The sequence below is a fragment of the Streptomyces sp. NPDC050164 genome (assembly GCF_044459945.1).
Classification (GTDB): Bacteria; Actinomycetota; Actinomycetes; order Streptomycetales; family Streptomycetaceae; genus Streptomyces; species Streptomyces coeruleorubidus_A.
In genome coordinates, this window is sequence record NZ_JBITJK010000027.1 from 118,672 (window position 1) to 128,942 (window position 10,271).

Consider the following 10,271-nt stretch of genomic DNA (forward strand, 5'->3'; position numbering starts at 1 on the left):
CCCCTGCGGACATGGGGACTCCGCTGGCTGTCCGGACGCCGGTTGCGTGGCGCCCCACGCGCTCGGTGATCCATGACCGCGGCGAGTGCTCATCCCCGTCGGCTCACGCGGGGACGTACTCCCTGTCCCACCGACTCTGTCGCACACCGCCCCAGGTGCCCATCACCACCGCGAGACCGAAGAGCACCGCGAGGAACCCGGCGTTCGCGCCGGTCTCGACGTCAGCGGTCGGGCTGGCGACACCCGCGGGGTCGTACCGCACACGCAACTTGTGGCCCGCCTCCACCCAGTCCCTGCACCCTTCGCCTTCCGAGAGCGAGGGAGAGATCTCACGGCCGCCGATGGTCCGCAGGTCACAATGGTTGGTCTTGGCGCTGTCCTTGCGCACGACCACGGCGTCGGCCCACTCGCCCCGCCCCGCCAGGGCAACCTGATCACCGGCCCCGTTACCGAACACACCCAGCCCCACTCCCGCGACGACGGGAACTACGAGCTGCCAGGCGACCTTTCGCTGCTTGCGCGGAACCCTCCGCAACAGCAGGAGCGGCACGAGAACCGATGCCAGCGGCAGCACGATCCAGGCAAGGAGCAGGGCCACCGAGCGCAGCGGCGCCCACAACGGCACGACGGGGCCGAGCCAGGCGAGCCCCAAGGAGCCACCAGCGCAAGCAAGGTTGAACACCGACCACCGGACGACGTCGGCTCGCCACCAAACCCCCGGCCCACCCCGCTCGGCTCGAACCACGCCCTCAGCCATGGCTTATGCCACTTGCTCGGTTCACGGCCTGGGCCTCCTTGACGGTCACGTCCTGCTCGAACGTGGACAACCCGTCGGGCAGACCCGGCTGCTGCGGCGGCCCGTCCGGGTCGGCCGAGTCGGTCCACGTCACCTTCCAGGTGATCGACGTCTTGAAGGGGTAGGTGCCGCTGCCTGACGAACGGAGATACGTGACGTTGCAACCGGCGCCGGCCCCGCTGTCGGCTGTGTAACCGTCCTTGCCCTTGACCAGGTCGTACGTGCAGCTCTGTGGATCGGCATCGGCGGTACCGGCGTCGACCTTGAGCGCAACGGGAGTGGCGACGGTGGTCGCGGCCAGCTGAACGCCCTTGTAGTTGATGCTGGCGGTCGTCCACACGCGGTCGAGATCACCCTTGAACGCGACTCGCGTACCAAGGTTCACGAGCAGCCGATCGGCCCGCGGCTGCAACTCCACCGGCGGGGCGGGCAACTTGGTCGAGTTGAAGGCCAGTTCGGAGAGAATCTCAGGGGTCAGCTTGTTCGGGTCCGGCTGCGGGTCGGCAGGTGGAACCCAGATCTCCCAATTGTCCGGGGTGACGGGGCACGCCTCGTCGTAAGTGAGGTCGCGGAACTGCACCTGCCACCACAGGCCCTTGTCACCTTTGTGGTAGTCCTGCTCATCCCGCTTCTTCGCATAGTCAGCAGCCGGTTTCCCCGCTCCGGCATACGCGGTCTTGATGAATTTCTCGTACTCCTCCGGCGTGTACATGGGCTCGTACCAGCACACCGGGGGCTTCCAGTTGACGTCCGAGGAGGTGGCGGACGCGGTGGAGCCCCTGGAGGCGGGGGTGCTCTGGTTGATGCGGATATGGGCGCCGATGGAGCCGCTGCCGGATTCGGCGCCGGAGTCAGCGCCGGGCTGGTCGGAGCCGGTGTCGGGCTGGCCGGAGCCGGTGTCGGGCTGAGTGGTGGTCTGGCCACCACCTGTGGTTTCATCCGCGTAGGCTGGGCAGCCCGTGCCCAGCACCACAACGAGGCCAACGGCGGCTGCCGTCTGGGCAGCCGGACGAGACCTGTACGCACCTATCGCTGCACGCATGCAGGATCCCCATCCTTCCAACTCTGCTGCGTCACCTGCCAGTCACCCGACGAACCCCGTGTCACCTGGGCCGTGTACAAGACGAAGCTCTTGTCACTCGGCTGGGTGCGGCGCACCTTGTTCGTCTTGATCACCTTGTTGAAAGCCTTACTCTGGTCCTCGCAGTAGCGAACCGCCGCATTGCCGTCCGCGACGTCAGAAACCTCGAAATCGAAGTAGCGGTAGTCGCCCGTCACTGTCAGCCCGTCCTTCTTGAAGGCCTCGACCCTTCCGGCCCAGAAGGAAAGGGCGTTGGCTGCGAAATAGCGACTCATATTGGCCGCCCGGCTCTCGCTCTTGGCGAAAGCCTCGACGCGGGCCTGGGCCGCGTACGCCGTGTCCCGCAGGATGATGTCCTTGGCCGGGTCACCTGACGACTCCCGATCCACCGCCACCTTGAGGTCCGGGGGCAAGTCAAATCTCGGCGCGTTCTTCTCAGCGGGCACAGAGGGCGACGGAGTCGAGGGGCTGACCTTCCCTGTCTCCGCCCCTGCGATCTTGTCGTTCCCCGATCCGTCATCGGAGTCGCTACTGCAACCGGTGATGGTCAGTGAGAAAGCAGCAAGAAGGGAGGCAACGGCCGCCCTCCGTCGCGTGGTTGGCATGAGGCTCGTCCTCGGAGATTGGTCGTCGGCGTGCCACGAGATGATCGCATGATGGGTGTGTGGGCGACCAACCCGGCCGTCTGCCTCGACTCCACTCGCTCAATGAAGTCGTATTCACATGACCGCCCCACCTCCTGATGGCCCCCAGTCACGTCGGGGACGCGGTGGATCCACCGGCGTCACGGCGTTCGCGCGTTGCTCCACCTGAGCTCGGAGGCCCACAAGGCCACCAGTACGACAACCTGCTCAGGCGTGAGCATCTGCGAAGCAGGGGTCCTCCTGGAGGGCGTGCAGGGTGAGGCCACGTGTCGCAACGACTGCAGCGAACTGGTCACGGACTCAACAGGTAGAGGAGTCATGGCGTCGGGATCCCGATGCCATCCATGCACGGTGTATGCCCGCCCGGTGGACCTCCGGCGATTGGGCTGCTCCTTGCAGAGTCTGCGGAGTCACGGACGTCGACGGGGGCACGCGGCCAACGCGGTTAAGCGATGCAGTCAATGAACGGCGGCCTATGACGGAGGCTCCTGCTCAATAGTCGGCGGTGACACGAACGTCCCCCGCTGCGGAACCGTGAAGACCAGACCATCCTCCACGAGCACAGCGATCGCCCGGCGCACCGTCGTACGCGCCAGGCCGTACTGCTGAACCAGCTGTGACTCACTGGCGATCGGTCGATTGGGCTGCCAGTCTCCCCGCTTGATCCGCGCTCGCAGGATTTCAGCGAGCTGACGGTACGGGGTCACCGGTCCCTCGTGATCGATTTCTGCATCCGGCTGGAAGTTCATGATCAGGAAGCTACTCGTAGACGTAAGGTCTTTGTCGTTGGGATACGTCTACATACGTAGCGATACAAGTCGAGCTAAGTTAGGCAACCAGACAACAAGAACCCCGGCGACGGATGCAGCCGTCCCGGGGGTGGCCAACGCTGACAAGGAGCGCCGACAATGCTGGACTCTATCGTCCGCACCCTCGCGTGGATGCCGAGCCTCTGCACCCCACGCCCCCGAGGCCGTCACCGCCTCGGCACACTGCCACCGCTGCGGATCATTCCCACCCCACCACCCCCTCTCCGCTTCACCGAACCACTCGACGGCGACGCCTCCCACCTCGTACGCCCCTACGTCCTTGACCCCACCGAACACCGCCGCCAACGCGAACGCCACCGATCCGCCCATCTGGCCGCCTTCGACATCGACAGAGGCCCGAAGCACATCCACGGCGTACGCGTCCCGGCGGCCACCCGATGACCCGCCCGGCCCTCCGGATGTGCGCCCGCTGCCAGCGCAACACGGACGAACCAGTCCTGGTCCACCGGGTCCACGCCCCCACAGGCCCCGGCTTCAACGTGTACGCCTGCCCAGACTACCCACCCCCGACAGACCGCCTCCAAACCCCGGTTCCGACCCACCGCCGCTCCCGCCTCACCCTCCACGTCTACAAGATCGACGCAGAGGGCACGGTGACCGAAGACCGCGGCAAGGTCGAGATCGCGGCCGACGGACGCACCACCCCGGTTCCTTTCATGTCGGCGTATCCTCCGTGCGCTTGCCCGAGGTGCAGCACACCGCACTAGCGAATCGAGGCACCTCAGCACCATGTCCCCGGACGTCGCGCACTGCGGCATCCGGGGCCGTCCCCTGTTCGGGCACGATCAGGACACAACCAGCCCCCGAGAGCCCCCTACACCCCGGATTGCCCCTGTTCTCGTGGAAGTTCGCTCTGGTGAAACCGGGAGCCTCCCCGATACCGTCAGTGCCCTTGACTGAAGTTCTGTCTCACGGGGAGTCACTGTGAAGCGCCGCCCATTGCCCGTTGCTGCCGCACTGGTGGCGACGGCAGCACTGCTGTTGACGGCCTGCGGTAGCGGGGACGACAAGTCCAGCGACAACGACAAGATCGCTGGCGCCGACCAGGAAGCGGAAACGCCCAAGGAGTCTGCTGAACCGTCCGCGGCACCGGCGGAGGACAAGCCGGACGGCGTGGACGTGTCCCTTCCGAAGGACATGAACCTGGTCTTCGACTGGGAGAAGCCGAAGGACAAGAACGAGACGGCTGCGATGGATGATGCCGCGAACTACCTCCGTGCCATCTATCGGGGCGTCGCCAAGCGCACCACCAAGGACGCGGCCGTGACCGCCTACTCCACCGGCGAGGGCCTCCACTACGCGCAGGTACAGATCAACGAGTGGATCAAGGGCGGCTGGACCGCCACAGGCACCCGCCGTCATTACGATGCCACCACACGGTCCGCCCCGAACGGCAAATCCGTAGAGGTCGCGTTCTGCGCGGACACCGGGAAGTTCTACGGCAAAGAGGTCAAGACGGGGAAGGTCCTGAAGACCGAGCCAAGCCTCAAGGACTTCGGCTACTACAGGATTGTCATGGTCAAGTTCCCCACGGGCGAGGGCCTATGGCAGGCGTCCAAGGTCTTCGTCGAGACGGCGGCGGAGAAGTGCCGGTGATCGGGTCACGACGGGTCCTCGGCACCAGCACTGCTGCCCTGGCTCTTGCGGTCAGCGCTCTCATCTTCACGGCACCCAACGCCGCGGCAGAACCCGTGGACTTCGGCAAGGGCGGCGGAACGGAAGAGAAGGGCGGCGGCGACAAGACCGGCATTTACGCTGCCGCCCGCATCCAGTACTCCGGATCCGTCGCCAAGGACGGCGGCACCGGAAACGTGACGTCCTCGGACGTCAACTGGACACCGCCTCCCTGCTGGTACGCCCCTTACCTCGGTGCCAAGGACTTCAAGAAGGAGATGTCCAAGCACATCGAGAGTCAACTGAACACACCCGGAATGGGTGGGACCGCCGGTTCGGCGCTCGGCGAGACAAAGCGTCACTACGAGGACGGGTTCGGCTGGACCGGAAAACCCGGCTACAAGGACTACAACGTCGAGAACGACGGCAAGGGGATGTTCTGGGCCGGCGTCGAGAACCCCAACGAGCCGGACCCCCTCAAGCGGTCCTCGTGCACGGAGCTCCCCTTCTGGGTCGAGAACGGCGATGCCCCACCGCCCCAGTACGAAGAGGCCATCACCCCGGAGATTCTCGCCGCTCTCGCCTACCAGCACATGGAGCTCCCCGACACCAAGGTCACCCTCGCTCCCGAGGCCAACACCAAGGTGAACCTGCCGACCTGGGCCTGGCTCGACAAGGCCGTCTTCGACGATGTCCAGGCCACGGCGGCCCTCAACGTCCCCGGCTTCAACATCCAAGCCACCACCACCGCCAAGCCGGTGTCCCTCAAGCTGGAACCGGGCACCGAGGACGCCGAAACCTACCCGGCCTCGGGCGAGTGCACCATCAACGCCGACGACTCCATCGGCGAGCCCTACACCAAGGGCAAGTCCGACGAGACGCCGCCGTGCGGGATCAAGTACCTCCGCTCCTCTGGCAACGGCACGTTCAAGCTCCAGGCCACCATCACCTGGGAAATCGCCTGGACCGGCACCGACGGCGCGGGCGGCGACCTCCCGAACGGCACCTTCGGCAACGAACAGGACGTCACGGTCCAGGAGATCCAGTCGGTCAACAGGTGACGGCGGCCTTCAAAGCGAATGCCGAGACGGCACGCCGAAGCTTGTACCGATCCGTGGGACTCCAGCCAAGGAAGGCCGCACTGCGCAGCGACACTGCGGGCGAGCCGACCGACGACCTCGGCGAAGTCGAGATCCCTGCCGACGGGCTTCACGAGCCTGTGGCGCAAACATCCACGTACCTGCCGGCACCTGCCCGAGATGCAGAGAACCGCGATAGCAAAGTCTCACTCAAGACCGACCGCCCCGAACCCGGCGACCAAGCGTCCGGGGTGGTCGCCCGTTTGGGGTGATCACGGCACGACGTAGATCACACCAGCCCGTTACGCCCTGAATTGCCCGTGCTTTCAGGGAAGTTCGCCCTGGCGAAACCGGGAACCTCACCTCTACCGTCGGTGTCCTTGACCAAACCTTTGTCACACGGGGAGTCCGCTGTGATGCGCCGCTCTTTACCCGTCGTCGCCGCGCTGGCCGCGGTGACGACACTGCTCCTGACAGCCCGGGGTGGCAGGAACGAGAGTTCTCAGGTCAACCACAGGAGCGCAGGCGTCGACAGCGGCGACGCTGGATCGTCGGCTTCACCGACGGGCGGTGCTACCGACGCCGCCAAGCGGCCCAGCATCACGCTCTCCAGTGACTATCAGCTCATCTTCGCGCCCGAGCAGACCGGCGACTCGAAGGAGGACGCTGCCCTCGGGGACAACGCGGAACGCCTTCGGTCGAAAAATCACTCTTTGAGAGGCTCGAAAATCTCATGGCAGGCGACTCCGACCTCATCGTCAACGTCGATCTACTTGTGAAGTCGGAATCCAGACTGAAGAGCATTCACAAAGAACTCATGAATCTCAACAACCGAAAAGATGACATGACCCCCTATTGGGGCAGTGGCGAGATAGCGGACGCCATGGGCAAGTTCGTCGACAACTGGGACGATCACCGCAGCAAGTTGCTCAAGAACCTCGAAGGAGTCAGCGGGCTGGTGAAGTCGACGATCGACGGCTTCACTGGCGCGGACAAGCAACTGGCCGATGAGCTGCGGAAGGCAAGGAAGAAGAAGTGACGACCGCTTCCAAGGCTCGCCCGCGCGACTGGCACCCCCTAGCAGACTCGGATCCCGTACCAGGCGACCCGGAGGAGATCCGTCGCGAAGTACGGCACATGAAGTCCATGGCGAGCTCACTCCGCGAGCAGACGAAGATGCTGCGCGGGATCGGCAACGACAACGAGCTCAAGGGGCAGTACGCCGCAAAGCTCAAGGATGAAGCGGACGACCTCGAAAAGCGCCTGGGGCAGGTGGCAGATCGATACGAGCGAGTCCATGGGCACCTGACCAACTGGGCGAATGACCTCGAGGACTTCCAGACCGAGGCCGACAGAGTCCTGGCCAACGCCAAGAGAGAGCAGGAGAACCTCGACGCGGAGAAGGCCAAAAAGGACTCCGGGGACGACAAGAAGCCGAGCCCTTCGCCCAGTGGAACGAAGAGCGATCCGCTCCAGGACTACCGGGACCAGCTTGAGCGCATCAAGGGCGATCGTGATGACAGAGCTCGTCACCATGCGGACAAGATCCGCGACCAGCTCGACGATGCCATCGAGGACAGTCTGTGGGACGACTTCAAGGGCTGGATCCACGACAACATCAAGACGATCAAGATTGTGCTGGATGCCCTGGGCTGGGCTGCCACGATCCTGGGTGTTGTCGCACTGTTCATTCCCGGACTGAACGTACTGGCCATCGCTTTCGGCGTCTTCATCCTGGGCGCGAGAGCCATCTTGGCGGCGGCGGGTGAAGCAAGTTGGATGGAGGTGGCCATGGACTCCATCGGGCTTCTTACCATGGGTGCCGGACGCGCCGGCCTGAGTATGCTGAAGGGAGCCAACGCCGCAACGACGACGGCCGCTATCGCCGCACGCACCTCTCGCGCCAAGACCGGGCTGGCAGCCCACAAGTCGATGATGAACTCGCTCCAGAGAGCCATCGCAAGCACCACGGACGAAGGCGCGAAAAAGTTCTACAAGGACCTTCTCACCTTCACTCGGAAGAAGATCTCAGGTGATGCCGGACATGTAACTAAGGAACTTCCACAGCCGAGTTCGGCATCCCGGTGGGCACATCTCGGCGACGACGAGCTCGCCGCCCATGCCTCCCAGTTCGCCAAGAACAAAGCCGCCTTCCCGGAAGCAGCCGTCGGCAACACCGCCAAGGCTCGGGCCGGCTACGGGCTTTCTCTCGCAGCCATCTACGCTGGAGCCGGAGCCGACGCCACGGACAAGGTCTTCGGCCAGAGCGACGCATGGGGTTTTGTGTCCGACCAGACGGACGGCGCCATCCCTGACAAGTGGTCGAGCGACGGCTACAACGACTGGAAAGAAAACACATGGAAAGCGCCGATCGGCTCCACCTGGTGAGTGCCGGCAAAGGGAGTTGAGAGTCTCATGACATCACAGGGGAACGTATCCGGCTCCCTCGTCGACCGACTGGGCGGCGGAGTTGTGGCACTTGCGCGGTTGTGCAGCATCGTGCCCTTTGTATACCTGTTCGTCTATGTCGGCGGCGCCTTCCTCATTCCCGAGTCGATGGGCTCCACATGGGTCTGGATCCAGCGGGGCGTCGTCTCGGCCGCCATCGTGTGCCTTCTGGTCCTATTCGTCCAGCACCCGCGGCCTGACCGCCGTCCCGCAGGCCTGACCCACGCGATGGCCATTTCCTTCATGCTGGTTCTGCCCGCGATCGTCACCAGTTACTGGGTGGGAGTTTTCGGGGCGTTCATCACACCGCTTCTAGTGGTCGGCTCCGCTGTTTGGGAAAGGGCTCGCCGTGCCTGATATTGACACCACGGCCGCAGCGCCTACGGGTTACAACCTCGTGCCCCCGCCCGGCTGGGACATGATCCCATTGCGGGAGGGAACGAGCGAGGCGATCAAGCGCATCGTCGACCGTTCCGTGGACGAGCTCCCGGATGACATCCCCCGGGATGACCTCACCAGGGCACGCATGGAGCTGATCAAGCGACTCAAGAGGGTGGCAAGGCAAGCCCGCGAAACGCGCGCCATGGACCTCCATCTGCCGGTCGAACACGTGGGCGGGATGGCTCTCCCGGCCTCCTTCATCGTTTCCGAACCGCTCACCGCGCCGGCGGTCGGCCTGGACTCCGGCCTGATCCTGAGTTCGCTCCGCCCTGATGCCTCGCAGAGCGAGGAGGTCACCGTCGACGGCGCGACCGGATTCCGTGTGGACGGCATGGCTCGACCGGACGCCGACAGGGATGTCGAGTTCGCCTCCCGGCGCGTCGAGTACATTCTCCAGATTCCGAACTCTGCTCCGCCCAAATGGCTGACCATCTCCTTCAGCACCATCGCGGACGGACGACCGGACAGCGAGATGGCGGACATTTTGGTCGACCTCTTCGACGCCGTGATGACGACTTTCCGATGGAGCCATTCATGAAGATTGTGGGCACGGACTCGGAGACACTCCAGTGGTTTCCGACCCACATGCATTGGAACAGTGAGGACGAGCGGGAGGAATGGGCAGAGCTCTGCTCCCTTGCACTACTGCATGCGCATGAGGAAAATCCCAAGCGCCGCAGAGTCAAGGCCCTCCGCAAACAACTGGCCGCCTACGTCGCCAACTTCTCGAAGCTGACACCCGCGGACCAGGCGTTCCTGTTCATTCCGGACCCTGACCAGATGCCGGTGCCTGCCTTCGTTCTCATGGCCGAGAGTGCGGGGGACCGCGACGCCACCCTGCGTCAGATCGTCCAAGCCGACGCCGAGAGTCTGGTCCGCCCTGTGGAGGTGGACGCGTTCACCACCGAACGCCTGGGCGAAGGCCTCCGTTCCACCCGCTACTGGGCAACGGCCGATGACCAGCTCATGGTGACCGTCCGATACGGCTGGCGCGTCGAGAAGGAGGGACTGGACCTCTGCTTCTACATGGTGTGGAACGATCCTGGCCACATGGCTGCCTATGCGGATGCTGTGGACGTTTTCGCCAGAAGCCTTTGGATCAGCGAGGTTCAGTAAGCCGGTTGGCCGGGCACCCGCATCTGCGGTCAGCTGCCGTCGGTGAGGAGATTTCCTCACACCCCTGCTGGCCGAAGGTAGGGGCGTTCCTAACGCCCCTCACGCCGCCCGGCTCTTGCCCCTGCCCCAGGGCCGATGCGTTCTCAGGTGGCGAGATGAAGGGGTTCGCCGGGTTTGATGGGACGAGGGGCACACTAGGTGACCCGTTCGAGACGAACTGGG

At 64.6% G+C, this 10,271-nt stretch carries 12 protein-coding genes; 8 read left to right on the forward strand and 4 right to left on the reverse strand.

Annotated features, from left to right (window positions below; translation table 11 throughout):
* Positions 1 to 103 precede the first annotated feature (103 nt).
* The 4 genes from ACIBNA_RS29945 to ACIBNA_RS29960 form a co-directional block, all read right to left on the reverse strand.
* Positions 104 to 652, reverse strand: coding sequence for a hypothetical protein (locus ACIBNA_RS29945; RefSeq protein ID WP_399168297.1), 549 nt, complete (start codon positions 650 to 652; stop codon positions 104 to 106).
* Between the two features lie 97 nt (positions 653 to 749).
* The gene (locus tag ACIBNA_RS29950) at positions 750 to 1,766 is read right to left on the reverse strand and encodes a hypothetical protein (RefSeq protein WP_399168298.1); all 1,017 of its coding nucleotides are present in this window, start codon (positions 1,764 to 1,766) and stop codon (positions 750 to 752) included.
* A gap of 56 nt (positions 1,767 to 1,822) precedes the next feature.
* The gene (locus ACIBNA_RS29955) at positions 1,823 to 2,323 is read right to left on the reverse strand and encodes a hypothetical protein (protein ID WP_399168299.1); all 501 of its coding nucleotides are present in this window, start codon (positions 2,321 to 2,323) and stop codon (positions 1,823 to 1,825) included.
* A 671-nt stretch (positions 2,324 to 2,994) separates the two neighbouring features.
* The gene (locus ACIBNA_RS29960; RefSeq protein WP_399168300.1) at positions 2,995 to 3,270 is read right to left on the reverse strand and encodes a GntR family transcriptional regulator; all 276 of its coding nucleotides are present in this window, start codon (positions 3,268 to 3,270) and stop codon (positions 2,995 to 2,997) included.
* 159 nt (positions 3,271 to 3,429) lie between these two features.
* On the opposite strand from ACIBNA_RS29960, the gene ACIBNA_RS29965 reads away from it, so the two are divergent.
* From ACIBNA_RS29965 to ACIBNA_RS30000, 8 genes are all read left to right on the forward strand, one after another.
* Positions 3,430 to 3,732, forward strand: a complete 303-nt coding sequence (locus tag ACIBNA_RS29965; RefSeq protein WP_399168301.1) for a hypothetical protein — start codon at positions 3,430 to 3,432, stop codon at positions 3,730 to 3,732.
* A gap of 543 nt (positions 3,733 to 4,275) precedes the next feature.
* Positions 4,276 to 4,947 (forward strand): hypothetical protein, encoded by a 672-nt coding sequence (locus ACIBNA_RS29970; RefSeq protein ID WP_399168302.1) that lies wholly within the window; start codon positions 4,276 to 4,278, stop codon positions 4,945 to 4,947.
* On the forward strand, positions 4,938 to 6,026 hold the full coding sequence (locus tag ACIBNA_RS29975) for a hypothetical protein (RefSeq protein WP_399168303.1): 1,089 nt from the start codon (positions 4,938 to 4,940) through the stop codon (positions 6,024 to 6,026). The genes ACIBNA_RS29970 and ACIBNA_RS29975 overlap by 10 nt, the downstream gene beginning before the upstream one ends.
* 751 nt (positions 6,027 to 6,777) lie before the next feature.
* Positions 6,778 to 7,083: a hypothetical protein gene (locus ACIBNA_RS29980; RefSeq protein WP_399168304.1), complete on the forward strand. Its 306-nt coding sequence runs from the start codon at positions 6,778 to 6,780 to the stop codon at positions 7,081 to 7,083.
* Complete coding sequence (locus tag ACIBNA_RS29985; protein ID WP_399168306.1) at positions 7,080 to 8,432, forward strand: hypothetical protein; 1,353 nt, start codon at positions 7,080 to 7,082, stop codon at positions 8,430 to 8,432. The genes ACIBNA_RS29980 and ACIBNA_RS29985 overlap by 4 nt, the downstream gene beginning before the upstream one ends.
* 27 nt (positions 8,433 to 8,459) lie before the next feature.
* On the forward strand, positions 8,460 to 8,849 hold the full coding sequence (locus tag ACIBNA_RS29990) for a hypothetical protein (RefSeq protein ID WP_399168307.1): 390 nt from the start codon (positions 8,460 to 8,462) through the stop codon (positions 8,847 to 8,849).
* Positions 8,850 to 8,889: 40 nt separating this feature from the next.
* Positions 8,890 to 9,471, forward strand: coding sequence for a hypothetical protein (locus tag ACIBNA_RS29995; protein ID WP_399168308.1), 582 nt, complete (start codon positions 8,890 to 8,892; stop codon positions 9,469 to 9,471).
* Complete coding sequence (locus ACIBNA_RS30000; RefSeq protein WP_399168309.1) at positions 9,468 to 10,049, forward strand: hypothetical protein; 582 nt, start codon at positions 9,468 to 9,470, stop codon at positions 10,047 to 10,049. The genes ACIBNA_RS29995 and ACIBNA_RS30000 overlap by 4 nt, the downstream gene beginning before the upstream one ends.
* Positions 10,050 to 10,271: the final 222 nt, after the last annotated feature.